The following is a 14,011-nucleotide window of genomic DNA, read 5'->3' on the forward strand; positions in this document are numbered from 1 at the left end:
GTACTGCTTTGTCTGTACTGATTGCCTGTACCGCTTTGTCTGTGGTCCGGCGCTGAAAGCTGGTGTTGTTACTCCGCCGCGCCCATCGCGATGACGGCTTCCTCGATGGTGTCCTCGGCCTTGGACGGCTCCGGCGGGTGAACGGGAGCGTGGATGGTGGCCAGGACCTGGTCCGCCTTGACCAGGTCGCCGGACGTGATGCTGATGTGTACCGTCCCGTCCAGCGGCGCCACCAGCTGGTGTTCCATCTTCATGGCCTCCACCGAGAGAAGCACCTGCCCGGCTTCCACGGTGTCGCCGTTGCTGACGGACACGGACACCACCGTGCCGGGCATCGGCGAGCGCACCTCCGGGTCTGCGGCGCCCTCGTCGCGTTCGAGCGCCGCCAGCACCCGGGCCAGCCTCGCCTCGCGGGTGAGCACCTCGAGGCGGCAGGACCAGCCCCCGTTGCCGAGGAAAATTTCCGTGGGCACCGAGTTGTCCCGGCCTGGGCGGACGGGTCCCTGAGACGCAGCCACGAGCGAGTAGACCCGGGCTTCGCCGTCGAGAGTCACCTCTGCGTGGTTTCGTTGGGGGAATCGAAGTGATGCCGTGCGCGGCGGCCCGCCGTCGACGGTCACCGCCGCGGTGCCCTGCACCACGGTGCCGAACACCTCAACCGTGGCGACACCGCCGTCGGGCGTGCCAACGCTGATCCGCCGTGGGGCGCGCGCACCAAGCCGCCAACCGTCGCGGAGGTCCCACGGGCCTTTCCCTGCGGCCTGCGCATCATGGTCCTGCGTGGCAGCGGCGAAGACGGCAGCGGCAGAGATCTCGAAGTCGCCCGGGCGGCGGAAGGAGAACTCCGGCATCTTGCGCTCGATCAGGCCGGTGTCGAGGCGCCCGGCCCGGACGTCGGCGTCGTTGATCAGCAGCCGCAGGTACTCAACGTTGGTGTCGACGCCCAGGGCCGTGTAGCCGGCGAGCGCCCGGTCCAGGGTATCCAAAGCATCCGCCCGGTCCTCGCCCCACGCGATGACCTTGGAGATCATCGGGTCGTAGCTGGACGAGATTTGGAGGCCCTCCAGCAGGGCCGAGTCGACCCGGACTTTGCCATTCGCGGTGTCCGGCAGTTCGTCCAGCAGCACGACTGTTCCAGCCGAGGGCAGGAAGTTCTTCTGCGGGACTTCCGCATACACCCGGGCTTCCACCGAGTGGCCGTTGAGCACGATGCCGTCCTGCGCCACGGTGAGCACCTCGCCGGCGGCGATCCGGACCTGCCATTCCACGAGGTCGACGCCGGTGACCATCTCGGTGACAGGGTGTTCGACCTGCAGCCGGGTGTTCATCTCCATGAAGAAGAACTCGTCCGGCGCGTTGTCCGAGACCAGGAACTCCACGGTGCCGGCACCGGTGTACTTGACGCTGCGCGCGGCGTTGCAGGCCGCCTCGCCGATCCGGGCCCGGATGTTGGCCCCGTCGGGCAGGGACTCCAGCAGCGGGGACGGGGCCTCCTCGATGACCTTCTGGTGGCGGCGCTGCAGTGAGCACTCGCGCTCCCCCAGATGGATGACGTTGCCGTGGTTGTCCGCCAGGACCTGCACCTCGATGTGCCGCGGCGTGAGCACCAGCCGTTCCAGGAACAGGGTGTCGTCGCCGAAGGCACTGGCGGCGACCCGGCGGGCGGTGGCCAGGGTGGCCTCCAGCTCCTCGGGACGTTCCACGATGTGCATCCCCTTGCCGCCGCCGCCGGCGGAGGGCTTGATCAGCAGCGGGAAGCCGACGCCGGCCGCGGCCTCGATCAGCTGCGCGTCCGTCATCCCGGGTTCGGCGATGCCCGGAACCACGGGAACCCCGTAGCCCGCGACGTGGTTCTTGGAGCGGATCTTGTCGCCCATGACATTGAGGGATTCCACGCCGGGACCGATGAACGTGATGCCGGCCGCTTCCAGGGCCCGGGCAAAGTCGACGTTCTCGCTCAGGAAGCCGTAGCCCGGGTGGACGGCCTCGGCACCGGTGTCGCGGCAGGCCTGGATGATGGCCTCGATCTTGAGGTAGCTTTCGGCGGCGGCAGCCGGGCCGATCCGCACCGCGAGGTCGGCTTCGCGCACGTGCCGGGCGCCGGCGTCGGCGTCGGAATAGACGGCCACCGAGCGGATGCCCAGGGCGCGCAGGGCCCGGATCACCCGGCAGGCGATCTCGCCGCGGTTGGCGATGAGCACGGTGCCGAACAGCGGCTTCTGGGGTGTCGAAAGAGGAGTAGTCACTGCTGGCTCACATCCGGAAAAGGCCGAAGGAGGTCTCCGGCAGCGGGGTGCGGGAGACGACGTCCAGCGCCAGTCCCAGGACGGTGCGGGTGTCCGCGGGGTCGATCACGCCGTCGTCCCAGAGGCGGGCGGTGGAATAGTAGGGGCTGCCCTGGTCCTCGTACTGGGCCCTGATCGGGGCCTTGAAGGCTTCCTCGTCCGCGGCGGACCATTCCTCGCCGCGGGCCTCGTACTGGTCCCGCTTCACGGTGGCGAGCACGCTGGAGGCCTGGTTGCCGCCCATCACCGAGATCCGGCTGGCCGGCCACATCCACAGGAATCGCGGCGAGTATGCCCGCCCGCACATGGAATAGTTGCCGGCGCCGAAGGAGCCCCCGATCACCACGGTCAGCTTGGGCACGCGCGCGGTGGCGACGGCGGTGACCATCTTGGCGCCGTTCTTGGCGATGCCGCCCTGCTCGTAGTCCTTGCCCACCATGAAGCCGGAGAGGTTCTGCAGGAAGATCAGCGGGATGCCGCGCTGGTCGCACAATTCGATGAAGTGGGCGCCCTTGAGCGAGGACTCGCTGAAGAGCACCCCGTTGTTGGCCACGATGCCGACAGGGTGGCCGTGCAGCTTCGCGAAACCGGTGACCAGGGTGGTGCCGTAGTTCTTCTTGAACTCGTGGAAGCGGCTGCCGTCCACCAGCCGGGCGATCACCTCGCGCACGTCGTACTGCGCGTTGACGTCCGTGGGGACGGCACCGTAGAGCTCGTCCGGGTCCGCCAGGGGTTCGACGGCGGTGTCCACGTCCCAGACGGGGTCTGCCGGGCGGGACAGGGTGGAGACGATATCCCGGACGATCTGCAGGGCATGCCCATCGTTCTCGGCCAGGTGGTCCGTGACGCCGGAGATCTTCGAGTGCACGTCCCCGCCGCCGAGTTCCTCGGCCGTGACGATCTCGCCGATGGCGGCCTTCACGAGCGGCGGCCCGCCCAGGAAGATGGTGCCCTGGTTGCGGACAATCACGGTCTCGTCGCTCATCGCGGGAACGTAGGCGCCGCCGGCGGTGCAGGAACCCATCACCGAGGCGATCTGCGGGATCCTGGCGGCGGACATCTTAGCCTGGTTGAAGAAGATCCGGCCGAAGTGCTCCTTGTCCGGGAAGACCTCGTCCTGCTTGGGCAGGAAGGCTCCGCCGGAGTCCACGAGGTAGATGCAAGGCAGCCGGTTCTCCAGCGCGATCTCCTGCGCCCGCAGGTGCTTCTTCACGGTCATGGGATAGTAGGTGCCGCCCTTGACGGTGGCGTCGTTGGAGATCACGAGGACCTGGCGGCCGTGCACGAGGCCGATGCCGGCGATCACGCCGGCGCCGGGCGAGTCGTCGTTGTACATGCCGTTGGCGGCGAGCGGTGCGATTTCCAGGAAGGGGCTGCCGTCATCGAGCAGCTGGTCGATGCGTTCGCGCGGGAGGAGCTTGCCGCGGGCCACATGGCGCTCCCGGGACCTTTCCGGCCCGCCCAGCGCGGCGGTGGCGAGCCGTTCCTTCAGCTCACGGGCCAGCCCCAGCTGGGCTTCCCGGTTCGCGGCGAAGGCTGCGCTCGCGGCGTCGACCTGGCTGGCGATTGTCTCCATTGACTGCTTCCGTTCTGGGCCTTCATGCTGGGGGCCTGCATGCTGGGGCTTTCAAGCCGGGGGCCTTCATGCCGGGGGCCCGCACTGCCGCTTTCCAGCCACTTCGGTTAGTACCGCATAACTGAGATTTAGGTTAGTCTCTATTAACTGTGATGTCCAACACGCGGCCGCGCAAATAAGCCACGCGGCCGCGTGGAATGTGAAACGAGGGATGTGCCGGTGATTGAACCCAACCAGACTATCCAGGCCCCTTCAACTCAACCTCCGGCAACCCAACCCCCTTCAACCCAGCGCAGCCAGGCCAAGGAGAACCGCCGGCAGGCGCTGCTCTCCGCGGCCGCCGCGCTGTTCGCCGTCGACGGCTTCAACCGCGTCTCGCTGGAGGACCTCGGCGCCGCGGCGGGAGTCAGCGGGCCCGCGGTCTACCGGCACTTCGCGGGCAAGCAGGCCGTTCTCGGGGCCCTGCTCCTGAGCGTCAGCCAGGAGCTGCTCGACGGCGGCCGGCGGGTCGTGGCGGAATCCGACGGCGATGCGGTGGCGCTGGCCCGGCTGGTGGAGTTCCACGTGGACTTCGCGCTCAGCAACCCCGACGTCATCCGGGTGCAGGACCAGGACTTCAGCAACCTGGCCGACGACGACCAGGCCGAGGTCCGCACGCTCCAGCGCAACTACGTGGAACTGTGGGTCGACGTCCTGGCCGGGCTGCACGCCGACACCGAGGCCACCGACCTCCGGATGCGCGCCCATGCCACCTTCGGCCTGATCAACTCCACCCCGCACTCGGTGCGCAGCCCCGGGCGCCGGATGGCCGTCAAGCGTGCCCGTCCCTTGCTGGAAAGCATGGCGCTGGCCGCCCTGATGGCGCCGGCCACGCCCCTCGGCTAAGCAACTCCTCCACCGCACCCGGGCACTCCAGCGAATCCAGGATTCCAGGACTCCGCCCGGGGGCACTTTGGCGCGGACACGCCGCGAACCATGGCGCCGCCGTCGAACATTGGGCTCAAAGTGCCCCCGGACCGAGCACCTCTGCACACAACAAAGCTGCCGGCTGCCCCTGGGAAGGAACAGCCGGCAGCTTGTGGCGAAGAACTGTTAGACCATGGCGAGCGCCATACCCGGGTCGGCCAGGATGGCGCCGAGGTCCTGCAGGAAGCGCGAGCCTTGCTCGCCGTCGACCAGGCGGTGGTCAAACGAGAGGCTGAGCGTCATGACCTGGCGCAGTGCCACCTCGTCCCGGTACTCCCACGGCATCTTGCGGACCGCGCCGAGGGCGAGGATGGCGGCCTCGCCCGGGTTGAGGATGGGGGTGCCCGCATCGATGCCGAAGACACCGATGTTCGTAATGGAGATGGTGCCGCCGGAGAGCTCGGCCGGGGCGGTCTTGCCTGCCCGCGCCGTGTCGGTCAGCGCAGTCAAGGCCGCGGAGAGCTCCAGCAGCGACATCCGGTCCGCATCCTTGATGTTCGGCACGGTCAGGCCGCGCGGAGTCGCCGCCGCGATGCCCAGGTTCACGTAGTTGTACTGGACGATCTCCTGCTTGGCTTCATCCCAGCGGGTGTTGAGCGTCGGGTGGTTCCGCAGCGCGATCAGCACGGCCTTGGACACGATGGTCAACGGTGTGAGCTTGTAGCCGGCGAACGCGCGGCTGGCCTTGAGCCTGGCCAGCAGTTCCATGGTGGGCGTGACGTCGACGGTCAGGAACTCCGTGACGTGCGGCGCGGTGAAGGCGCTGGACACCATCGCGGCCGCCGTGAACTTCCGGACGCCCTTGATCGGAGTGCGCGTCTCCCGCTCACCCCGCTTCAGGCCCTGGCCCGTACCGGTGCCAAGGCCTGCAGCCCGGGTTCCGGCCAGCTCCTGGGATACCGCGGCGAGGTCCCCTCCGCCGACGAAGTTCAGGACATCGTCCCGGATGATGAGCCCGTGCTCCCCGGTGCCGGTGACGGCTTCGAGGTCGACGCCGAGGTCCTTGGCGAGTTTCCGGACCGGCGGCGTGGACCGCGGACGTTCGGCGGGCGCGGCCACCACCGGAGCAGTTTCAACTACCGGAGCCACTTCAACTACCGGAGTGGTTTCAACCACCGGAGCCGTTGCACCTACCGGAGCGGTTCTAACAGGTTCGGCAACTGTGACAGGCGCGACGCCCGAAGCAGCCGGGGCCGCGAAGCTGCGGGCGCGGCGGGCCGGGCGGCCGGAGTCCTCGAGGACCGCGCCGTAGCCGACGAGATTCGGTTCACGCTTGGCGGCCGCCTCACCGGCGACAGAGTCGCCCGAGCCGAGGGCGCCGCCGGAACCGCCGGCGAGGCCGCCGTCGTCGCCCTCAATCTCGAACGAAACGATCGGCTTGCCCACCTCCACCACGGTGCCCGGCTGTTCGTGCAGGGCGGTGATCACACCGGCGTACGGCGAGGGAAGCTCGACGACGGCCTTGGCGGTCTCCACCTCGGCGATGATCTGGTTGAGCGCGACGGTGTCCCCTACCGCGACCTTCCAGGCGACGATTTCCGATTCAGTGAGACCCTCGCCGAGGTCCGGGAGCCTGAATTCCTTGATCATGGTGGCGGTCATCCTTCCAGCCCGCTGAGGGAGTTGGGGCGGCCCAGGGCACGGTCGACGCCGTCGAGGATCCGGTCAAGGCTCGGCAGGTGGTGCATTTCGAGTTTGGAGTACGGGTAGGGGACGTCGAAGCCGGTGACCCGGACCGGGGCCGCCTCGAGGTGAAAGAAGCAGCGTTCGGTGATGCTGGCGGCCACTTCGGCGCCGATCCCTCCGGACTGGCCCGCCTCGTGGGTGATAACGAGCCGGCCGGTCTTGCGGACCGAGGCTTCCAGGGTTGCGAAGTCCAGCGGGGCCAGCGAGCGCAGGTCGATGACCTCGATCGACACGCCCTCGTCGGCGGCGGCGAGCGCGGCGTCACGGGCGGTCTTAACGAGCGGGCCGTAGGCCACAAGGGTCACGTCCTTGCCCTCGGTGACGACCCTGGCCTTCTCCAGGGACAGGGCGGCGCCGAGGTCAAGGGACTCGTCCACCTCGCCCTTGTCGTGGTAGCGGCGCTTGGGCTCGAAGTAGAGCACCGGATCGTCCGAGGCGATGGCCTGCTGGATCACCGTGTGCGCATCCTGCGGGTTGGAGACGCTGACCACGCGCAGGCCGGAGGTGTGCGTGAAGTACGCCTCCGGCGATTCGGAGTGGTGTTCCGGGGAGCCGATGCCGCCGCCGAACGGCACGCGGATGGTGATGGGCATCTTGACGGCGCCCTGGGTGCGGTAGTGCATCTTGGCGACCTGGCTGACGATCTGGTCGAAGGCCGGGTAGATGAAGCCGTCGAACTGGATCTCCACCACCGGGCGGTAGCCGCGGTAGGCCAGACCGACGGCGGTGCCGATGATGCCGGACTCGGCGAGCGGCGTGTCAACGACGCGGTGCGTGCCGAAATCCTTCTGCAGGCCGTCCGTAACGCGGAAGACGCCGCCGAGGGCACCGATGTCCTCCCCCATCAGGATCACCTTGGGATCATTTTCGAGGGACTTGCGCAGGCCCGAGTTGATGGCTCGGGCAAAGGTCATCTGCGTCATCAGCGTGCACCTTCTTCAGAAGCGGCTTCTGCGGGATCGCCGAAGGAAGCCAGGTAACGGGAGTAGTGGTCCTGCTGGCGGTCCAGCGAGGAATTGGGCGAGCTGTAGACGTGCTTGAAAATATCCATCGGCTGCGGCTCGGGCATGTTGATGGTGCCGGCCCGCAGCGCCTTGGCCACGGCGTCTGCCTTGGTGGCGACGGCGGCTTCAAAATCTTCGCTCAGCAGGCCCTTGCGGTCGAGCAGGGACTTCAGCCGGGCGATCGGATCCTTGGCGGCCCAGTCCTCCAGCTCGTTGGCATCCCGGTAGCGGGTGGGATCATCCGCCGTCGTGTGCGGGCCCATCCGGTAGGTGACGGCTTCGATAAAGGTGGGTCCGCCGCCGCGCCGTGCCCGGTCGATGGCGATCCGGGTGGCGGCCATCACGGCCAGAACGTCATTGCCGTCCACCCGCATGCTGGGGATGCCGAAGCCGGAGGCCCGGTCCGCGAGCTGGATGTGGGACTGCAGCCGTACGGGTTCCGAGATGGCCCAGTGGTTGTTCTGGCAGAAAAACACGACCGGCACCTGGAAGCTCGCGGCGAAGACCATGGCCTCGCTGACGTCGCCTTCGCTCGTGGCACCGTCGCCGAAGTAGGCCACGGCAACCGAGTCGGCACCATCGTTCTGGATGCCCATGGCATAGCCGGTGGCGTGCAGCGTCTGGGAGCCGATCATGATCTGCTGCGTGGCCACGTTCACCGTGTAGGGGTTCCAGCCGGCCAAAGCGTTGCCACGCCAGGCCCGCACGAGGTCCTCCGGGTTTACCCCGCGGCAGTAGGCAACGCCGTTGTCGCGGTAGCTGGGGAAGACGAAGTCGTCGTCGCGGAGGGACCGGGCCGAGCCGATCTGGGCAGCTTCCTGGCCCAGCAGCGGCGGCCAGAGGGCAAGCTCGCCCTGGCGCTGCAGGGCGGTGGCCTCGGCGTCGATCCGGCGGATCACCACCATGTCTTCGTAGAGCGCGCCGAGCTGCTCGTCGGTGACGTCCTGAACCCAGGGGTCGAACTCCGGATGGCTGACGCGTTCACCCCCCGGGGTGATGAGCTGGACGAGATCCCCGCCCGTGCGCCGGTGTGATTCTGCACTGTTTCCCGGGCCTCCGGCGGCAATGCCGCCCTTGCCCGCGTCGTCGGTAAACACAGTTGTCCGCAACCTTCTGACGTCGTCTGACCGGTGCTCGCAGGACTCGTAATCCCGCTGCGCGCCAGCCGCCCGGGCGCCGTTGCCCCGGATAATTGTGACCCTACTCACAATGCTCATCGGGTACAACCACCCGCAAAAATATTGAGCATTATGCCCTGTCTGGACCGTGAGGACCGTGCTAATCTTGCGCATTATGCAAACCTTGGATGGCACCGACACACGCCTGCTTTCGGCCCTGGCCAGCGACCCCCGGCGCACCGTCGTCGCCCTGGCCCAGAAGCTCGGCCTGTCCCGGAATACAGTGCAGGCGCGGATGGCCCAGCTGGAGAAAAAACACGTGTTCCTCTCCTTCGAGCGGCGCATCAATCCGGCCTCGCTGGGGTATCCGCTGATGGCCTTTATTTCCGTGCACGTCCAGCAGCAAAAACTGGGCCGGTTGGCCGTTGAGCTGGCCGGCATCCCGGAAATCCTGGAGGGCTTCGGCCTGACCGGCTCGGCGGACCTCCTGTTGCGGGTTGTGGCGCTCGACGCCGAGGATCTGTTCCGGATTAACGGCAAGATCCTGGCCTGCGACGGAGTAGACCGGACCGATACCGCCCTGGCCATGGGTGAGCTGATTCCGTTCCGGATCCAGCCGCTGCTGGAACGCGGTTCCGCGGAAGGCTGAGCGGGGCACAGTCCGACGCTCCCTCACATCCTGCGAGGCCTACGCAGACGCTCCCTCACATCTCGCGCCCATCGGGCGAAACGTGAGGGAGCGTCCGGCTCTACCGGGCGAAACGTGAGGGAGCGTCAGTGGTTGGTGGCCTTTTCGGCGCCCACACCCGTGAGGGAGCGGACTTCCATTTCGGCCTGCTTGGTGGTGTCTTCCAGCTTCTTGTCCAGCACCGTACCGAGCCAGCCCAGGAAGAACGCGAGCGGGATGGAGACAATGCCGGGGTTGCTGAGCGGGAAGATCGCGAAGTTGGCGCCCGGGATCATGGACGTCTTCGTCCCCGAGACCACCGGGGACAGCGCGATCAGGATGATGGCCGAACCGAGGCCGCCGTACATGCTCCAGATGGCACCCTGGGTGGTGAAACGGCGCCAGAACAGCGAGTACACGATGGTGGGCAGGTTGGCCGAGGCGGCCACAGCGAAGGCGAGCGCCACGAGGAACGCGATGTTCTGTCCGTTGGCGAAGATGCCGCCGATGATGGCGAGCAGGCCGATCACCACTACGGTGCGGCGCGCCACCTTGACCTCGGTGTCGGCGTCGGCCTTGCCCTTGGCGATCACGCTGGCGTAGATGTCGTGGGCGAAGGATGCCGCCGCGGTGATGGTCAGGCCGGCGACCACCGCCAGGATGGTGGCGAAGGCCACCGCCGAGATGAAGCCGAGCAGCAGCGGTCCGCCCAGGTGGAAGGCCAGCAGCGGTGCCGCGGAGTTGACCCCGCCCGGGGCACCCTTGATGGTGTCAGCGCCCACCAGCGCGGCCGCGCCGTAGCCCAGGACCAGGGTGAACAGGTAGAAGATGCCGATCAGCCAGATGGACCAGACCACGGACTTGCGGGCTTCCTTGGCGGTCGGAACCGTGTAGAACCGCATCAGCACGTGGGGCAGGGCCGCGGTGCCGAGCACAAGGGCCAGGCCCAGGGACATGAAGTCCAGCTTGGACGTCTCGGACTTGCCGTACTGCAGGCCCGGGTTGAGGATGTTCGGGTTCTTCGAGGTCTCCACCGCCCCGCCGAGCAGGTCCGAAAGGTTGAAGCCGTAGATCGCGAGGACCCAGAAGGTCATGACGGCGGCGCCGGCGATCAGGAGCATCGCCTTGATGATCTGCACCCATGTGGTGCCCTTCATGCCGCCGATCAGGACGTACATGATCATCAGGGCGCCGACGACGACGATCACCAGGGCCTGACCGCCCCAGTCGCTGATGCCCAGGAGCAGGGAGATCAGGCTGCCGGCTCCCGCCATCTGCGCCAGCAGGTAGAAGAAGCAGACCGCGAGGGTGGAGATGGCAGCCGCGATGCGCACCGGGCGCTGCTTGAGCCGGAAGGAGAGCACATCGGCCATGGTGAACTTGCCGGTATTGCGGAGCAGTTCGGCGACGAGCAGCAGGGCGACGAGCCAGGCGACGAGGAAGCCGATGGAGTACATGAAGCCGTCGTACCCGTTGACGGCGATCGCGCCGGTGATCCCGAGGAAGGAGGCCGCCGAGAGGTAGTCGCCGGCGATGGCGGTGCCGTTCTGCGGGCCGGTGAAGGAACGCCCGGCCGCGTAGTAGTCCGCAGCCGTCTTGTTGCTGCGGCTGGCCCTGAGCACAATCACCATCGTGATCGCGACGAACAGGGCGAAGATCCCCATGTTCAGCAGGGTGGTGTCCTTGAGATCCGAAACATTTACCGTGGGAACCATGAATGTCATTTTGTTGCCCCGCCAATTTGATTGCCGTGCTTGTCGAACTCGTGGCCTTCGATTTCGTGGCGGATCTCGGCGGCGATGGGGTCAAGCTTCCGGTTCGAGTAGCTGACATACCAGCCGGTGATGGCGAATGTGGACACGAACTGCAGCAGGCCCAGGATCAGGCCGATGTTGATGTTGCCCCAGACCTTGGTGGACATGAAGCCGACCGCGTAGTCGGCCAACACGACGTAGGCGAAATACCAGAGCAGGAATGCAATGGCCATGGGAAAGACAAAGCTGCGGTGACGTTTGCGTAGTTGCTGGAACCGTTCCGTCGACTGGACTTCCTTGAAGTCCACGGCCGCCGCTGCGTCCGCTTCTTGGGCGTGCTGACCCATCGTTCCTCCTCATTGAGACTGGCTCGTCGACACCGGCTGCGTTAGCCTGATGGATACAGTCCCCCGGGCCGGCGTGACTACTATCACTGTGCATCGTGATGTGCACTACAGTCCATAGTCGCCGTGCCGGCGTCGCTCAACGGTCCTGATGCTGCGCTCAACGGCGGCCGCGCAACGCCCCGCCGGTGCCCGCGATACGCTGGCAGCATGCCGGACTCTCCGCTGTTTACCGCCGCCGCCATCGCCGTGATCGCGATGGCGATCGCCGTCGTCGTCGCCGTCGGCCTCAAGGTCCTCCGCTCGTTCCGGGAGCTGGGCACCGACGCGGAACAAGCCACGTACAAGACCCTGCACGCCGCTTCCCAGGCCGGCCAGCACCTGCGGACCGGACTCAATCCCGCCGGCGCGGCCAAGGCCAGCCGGCAGTTGCGCAGCCTGCTGGGAAGCGACGCGCTGGCGATTACCGACACGACGGGCGTCCTCGCGTGGGATGGCGCCGGCGAGGAACTCAAGCCCGCTTTGATGGGGCTCGCGGCCCGCGTGCTCGACGGCGGCCACACAGCCGTGATCCCGGCCGGCGAGCTGCAGCTGCTTGCCGGCGGCACCGCAGCCGGGACGCTGGCCCCGGAGGTGGAACGCGCCGTCGTGATCGCCCCGATCAAGGCCGGCACGCGGGTGGTGGGCGTCGTGGCAGCCTTCGCCCCGTCGGCCGGCGCGGGACTGGTGCGCGCCACGAGCGAGGTGGCCGACTGGGTGGCCACCCAGGTGGAACTGGCTGAGCTCGACGCCTCCCGTACGCTGCTGATGGAGGCCGAGGTCCGGGCGCTCCGTGCCCAGATCAGCCCGCATTTCATCTACAACTCGTTGAACGCAATCGCGTCCTTCATCAACACGGACCCGGTGCGGGCGCGCGAACTCGTGGTTGAATTCGCCGACTTCACCCGCTATTCCTTCCGCCGGCACGGCGATTTCACCACCCTGGCCGAGGAGCTGCGCTGCATCGACCGCTACCTGCTCCTGGAACGCGCCCGCTTTGGCGACCGGGTGCAGGTCAGCCTGCGGATTGCGCCTGAAGTGCTCAGCACGGTGATCCCGTTCCTGAGCCTGCAACCGCTCGTGGAGAACGCGGTCCGGCACGGGCTCGAAGCCAAGGAGGGGCCGGGGCATATCTCGATCACGGCCAATGACTCCGGAGCCTTTGCCGAGGTGAGAATCGAGGACGACGGGGTGGGCATGGATCCCGAACAGCTGCGCTCGGTGCTCGCCGGGCACAGCGACGGCGACCACGTCGGACTCCGCAACGTCGACACCAGGCTGCGGCAGGTCTACGGCGAGGACAACGGGCTCGTGATCGAAACGGCTCCCGGGGAGGGCACCCTGATCACCATGCGGGTGCCCAAGTCGCAGCCCCGTCACGACGCCTGATCGTCGCTCTGATACAGCAAAATGCCTCCGGCAGTAGGCTGGAACCATGATTAACGTCCTCGTCGCCGACGACGAGTTCCCCGCCGTCGAGGAACTGGCTTTCCTGCTCCGCAAAGATGACCGGATCGGCACGATTTACCGCGCCTCCTCCGGCGCCGAGGCCCTCCGTGCGCTCGAAGCCGAGGAGGTGGACGCCGTCTTCCTCGACATCCATATGCCGGCCCTGTCCGGGCTGGACATCGCCCGCGTCATCTCCCGCAGCTCCCGCCCGCCGGCCGTTGTGTTCGTGACGGCCGACGAGGACCGCGCGCTGGAAGCGTTCGAGCTGGCCGCCGTGGACTACCTGCTGAAGCCCGTGCGGGCAGAGCGGCTCGCAAAGTCCATCGGCCGGATCAGCGAGCTGCTCAAGGACGGCGCCCCGACGCCGGAAATGATCACCGTGGACCTCGGCGGCCACACCAGGATGATCCGGCGCGAGGACGTCACCTACGTCCAGGCGCAGGGCGACTACGCCAGGCTCCACACCGCCGACGCGAGTTACCTCATCCGGGTCCCGCTGGCCGACCTTGAGCAGCAATGGGCCGACGCCGGATTCATCCGCACCCACCGCTCCTACCTGATCGCACTGAACCACGTCAGCCATCTGAAGCTCGCGGCGGCGCGCCCCAGCGTCACCGTGGCCGGGGCCGAGCTTCCCATCAGCCGCCGGCACCTGCCGTCCGTGCGGGAGAAGCTGCAGTCGACCCGGATCCGGCCGCAGGCATGACCCGCGTCCGCGTGACCGCACCGCGCGGCCTGACGCAGGGCCGTACGGCGCTGGCCGCCGCCCGGTCAGCCGCTGATGCCCGGTCCACCACTGATGCCCGGTCCACCACTGATGCCCGTGAAGCGGCGGAGGAATCCGACGCCGGACAGGTCTTCGTCCGCTCGCTGATCCGCTCCCAGCTGCGGCTCGGACTGGTGGTGGCAGGCGGCTTCCTGCTGATCCTGCTGGCGTTCCCGCTCATGTTGGGGCTGGTTCCCGGGCTGGCGGACTCGACGATTGCCGGCCTTCCCTTCGACTGGGTGCTGCTGGGCGCCGGTATCTATCCCGTGATCGGGCTCAGCGCGTGGCTCTATGTACGGACGGCACAGCGGAACGAGGCCCGCTACCGGGATCTGGCCGGGGACAAGTGAGGCGCCG

Annotated in this window: 12 protein-coding genes; 5 read left to right on the forward strand and 7 right to left on the reverse strand. The window is 67.5% G+C overall.

Annotated elements, in window-relative coordinates:
- Nucleotides 1-68: 68 nt before the first annotated feature.
- Nucleotides 69-2,246 (reverse strand): acetyl/propionyl/methylcrotonyl-CoA carboxylase subunit alpha, encoded by a 2,178-nt coding sequence (locus ABIB26_RS15190; RefSeq protein ID WP_354244730.1) that lies wholly within the window; start codon nt 2,244-2,246, stop codon nt 69-71.
- 7 nt (nt 2,247-2,253) lie between these two features.
- A complete protein-coding gene (locus ABIB26_RS15195; RefSeq protein ID WP_354244733.1) occupies nt 2,254-3,861 on the reverse strand; it encodes a carboxyl transferase domain-containing protein in 1,608 nt (535 codons plus the stop codon).
- 222 nt (nt 3,862-4,083) lie between these two features.
- On the opposite strand from ABIB26_RS15195, the gene ABIB26_RS15200 reads away from it, so the two are divergent.
- Nucleotides 4,084-4,746, forward strand: coding sequence for an SACE_7040 family transcriptional regulator (locus tag ABIB26_RS15200; protein WP_354244859.1), 663 nt, complete (start codon nt 4,084-4,086; stop codon nt 4,744-4,746).
- A 207-nt stretch (nt 4,747-4,953) separates the two neighbouring features.
- On the opposite strand, the gene ABIB26_RS15205 is transcribed toward ABIB26_RS15200, so the two are convergent.
- Genes ABIB26_RS15205 through pdhA form a run of 3 tightly spaced genes read right to left on the reverse strand, consistent with a single transcriptional unit; the run spans nt 4,954 to nt 8,614 of the window.
- Nucleotides 4,954-6,429, reverse strand: coding sequence for a dihydrolipoamide acetyltransferase family protein (locus ABIB26_RS15205; protein WP_354244736.1), 1,476 nt, complete (start codon nt 6,427-6,429; stop codon nt 4,954-4,956).
- The gene (locus tag ABIB26_RS15210; protein ID WP_354244738.1) at nt 6,426-7,436 is read right to left on the reverse strand and encodes an alpha-ketoacid dehydrogenase subunit beta; all 1,011 of its coding nucleotides are present in this window, start codon (nt 7,434-7,436) and stop codon (nt 6,426-6,428) included. The genes ABIB26_RS15205 and ABIB26_RS15210 overlap by 4 nt, the downstream gene beginning before the upstream one ends.
- Nucleotides 7,436-8,614 (reverse strand): pyruvate dehydrogenase (acetyl-transferring) E1 component subunit alpha, encoded by a 1,179-nt coding sequence (gene pdhA, locus ABIB26_RS15215; protein ID WP_502913683.1) that lies wholly within the window; start codon nt 8,612-8,614, stop codon nt 7,436-7,438. The genes ABIB26_RS15210 and pdhA overlap by 1 nt, the downstream gene beginning before the upstream one ends.
- A 196-nt stretch (nt 8,615-8,810) precedes the next feature.
- Between pdhA and ABIB26_RS15220 the strand changes: the two genes are divergently transcribed.
- Nucleotides 8,811-9,284 carry an Lrp/AsnC family transcriptional regulator gene (locus tag ABIB26_RS15220; protein ID WP_354244741.1) on the forward strand — a complete coding sequence of 158 codons (474 nt, stop codon included), beginning with the start codon at nt 8,811-8,813 and terminating at the stop codon, nt 9,282-9,284.
- Between the two features lie 125 nt (nt 9,285-9,409).
- Here the strand turns inward: ABIB26_RS15220 and ABIB26_RS15225 are convergent, their stop codons facing one another.
- Both ABIB26_RS15225 and ABIB26_RS15230 read right to left on the reverse strand, forming a co-directional pair.
- Nucleotides 9,410-11,026: a monocarboxylic acid transporter gene (locus ABIB26_RS15225; protein WP_354244744.1), complete on the reverse strand. Its 1,617-nt coding sequence runs from the start codon at nt 11,024-11,026 to the stop codon at nt 9,410-9,412.
- Nucleotides 11,023-11,403, reverse strand: coding sequence for a DUF485 domain-containing protein (locus tag ABIB26_RS15230; RefSeq protein WP_354244746.1), 381 nt, complete (start codon nt 11,401-11,403; stop codon nt 11,023-11,025). Before ABIB26_RS15230 ends, ABIB26_RS15225 begins: the two co-directional genes overlap by 4 nt.
- Before the next feature lie 207 nt (nt 11,404-11,610).
- Here ABIB26_RS15230 and ABIB26_RS15235 point away from each other — a divergent pair, with 207 nt between their 5' ends.
- From ABIB26_RS15235 to ABIB26_RS15245, 3 genes are read left to right on the forward strand one after another with little or no spacing between them, the layout of a single operon-like run.
- Nucleotides 11,611-12,828 (forward strand): sensor histidine kinase, encoded by a 1,218-nt coding sequence (locus tag ABIB26_RS15235; RefSeq protein WP_354244749.1) that lies wholly within the window; start codon nt 11,611-11,613, stop codon nt 12,826-12,828.
- A 46-nt stretch (nt 12,829-12,874) separates the two neighbouring features.
- The gene (locus ABIB26_RS15240) at nt 12,875-13,594 is read left to right on the forward strand and encodes a LytR/AlgR family response regulator transcription factor (protein WP_354244752.1); all 720 of its coding nucleotides are present in this window, start codon (nt 12,875-12,877) and stop codon (nt 13,592-13,594) included.
- The gene (locus ABIB26_RS15245; RefSeq protein ID WP_354244755.1) at nt 13,591-14,004 is read left to right on the forward strand and encodes a DUF485 domain-containing protein; all 414 of its coding nucleotides are present in this window, start codon (nt 13,591-13,593) and stop codon (nt 14,002-14,004) included. The genes ABIB26_RS15240 and ABIB26_RS15245 overlap by 4 nt, the downstream gene beginning before the upstream one ends.
- Nucleotides 14,005-14,011: the final 7 nt, after the last annotated feature.

The organism is Arthrobacter sp. UYEF20 (genome assembly GCF_040546335.1).
GTDB lineage: Bacteria > Actinomycetota > Actinomycetes > Actinomycetales > Micrococcaceae > Arthrobacter.

Excerpts from the sequence above, each read along its gene's own strand:
- ABIB26_RS15220 (WP_354244741.1), top strand. The coding sequence starts at position 8,811 with ATGCAAACCTTGGATGGCACCGACACACGCCTGCTTTCGGCCCTGGCC.
- ABIB26_RS15245 (WP_354244755.1), top strand. The coding sequence starts at position 13,591 with ATGACCCGCGTCCGCGTGACCGCACCGCGCGGCCTGACGCAGGGCCGT.
- ABIB26_RS15195 (WP_354244733.1), bottom strand. The coding sequence starts at position 3,861 with ATGGAGACAATCGCCAGCCAGGTCGACGCCGCGAGCGCAGCCTTCGCC.
- ABIB26_RS15235 (WP_354244749.1), top strand. The coding sequence starts at position 11,611 with ATGCCGGACTCTCCGCTGTTTACCGCCGCCGCCATCGCCGTGATCGCG.
- ABIB26_RS15230 (WP_354244746.1), bottom strand. The coding sequence starts at position 11,403 with ATGGGTCAGCACGCCCAAGAAGCGGACGCAGCGGCGGCCGTGGACTTC.
- ABIB26_RS15205 (WP_354244736.1), bottom strand. The coding sequence starts at position 6,429 with ATGACCGCCACCATGATCAAGGAATTCAGGCTCCCGGACCTCGGCGAG.
- ABIB26_RS15225 (WP_354244744.1), bottom strand. The coding sequence starts at position 11,026 with ATGACATTCATGGTTCCCACGGTAAATGTTTCGGATCTCAAGGACACC.
- ABIB26_RS15210 (WP_354244738.1), bottom strand. The coding sequence starts at position 7,436 with ATGACGCAGATGACCTTTGCCCGAGCCATCAACTCGGGCCTGCGCAAG.
- ABIB26_RS15240 (WP_354244752.1), top strand. The coding sequence starts at position 12,875 with ATGATTAACGTCCTCGTCGCCGACGACGAGTTCCCCGCCGTCGAGGAA.